Consider the following 707-nt stretch of genomic DNA (forward strand, 5'->3'; position numbering starts at 1 on the left):
GCCAGCTCGAAAACGCGCGGCGAGGCCGGGCCGGGCCCTTGATCGCGGCGGCATAGTCGCGCGGCAGCCCGGCGGCGGCCCAGCGCAGGAAGGCGGCCGGATCGTCGGCGGTGAACTGAGCGTTCGCCGCTCAGCTCGGCATCGCCCAGGGGGCCGCTTTCCGGACGGCCCTGGGGGCCGACCGGGGCGGCGCCCGGCGCGGCGGCGCGCATGGGAACGTTGGCGAGCCGCAGCGACGCCGCGCCGGGCAGCTGCGCCTCCGCGGCGTCGATGCGCCAGCCGCCAGGTCCGCCCGAGACGTCGGCGCGGGCGTCGCGCACCAAAGTGCCGCCGAGCATCAGCTGGTCCACCGCCAGGCCGATGCGGGAGGCCGCCTGCGGCGTCGGCAGTTGCGCGAACACGCCGAGGAAGGCTGGCGAAGGCGGAGAGCGGGCTTGCCGCCGGTGCCGCCGGCGGCGTCCTTGCCGCCTCCGGCGCGCCGTCCGGCCGCGGCTGAGGCATCGAGATCGAGGCTGCGCCCGTTCAGCACCGCCTCGAGCCCGGCCGATCGACCCAGCGACAGGCGCGCCGATCCGGTGAGCTGCGGCGGACCGCCCCGCCGCCGAGCGCCAGATCGTAGACTCGGTCGCCACCACCGCCTCCGGCGTGGCACGCACCTGGCCGGACAGCTGCCAGGCATCGAGCCCGCGCTCGCGCGCGCTCTGGCC

General features: G+C 77.8%; 1 protein-coding gene. It reads right to left on the reverse strand.

All coding sequences use genetic code 11. The features are described from left to right. On the reverse strand, positions 1 to 401 hold a 401-nt coding region (locus tag AC2W7M_RS26835), incomplete at its 3' end, for a hypothetical protein (RefSeq protein ID WP_486136263.1). Between the last annotated feature and the right edge of the window lie 306 nt (positions 402 to 707).

This window comes from Xanthobacter sp. BG11Y11_SDJG (genome assembly GCF_057364445.1).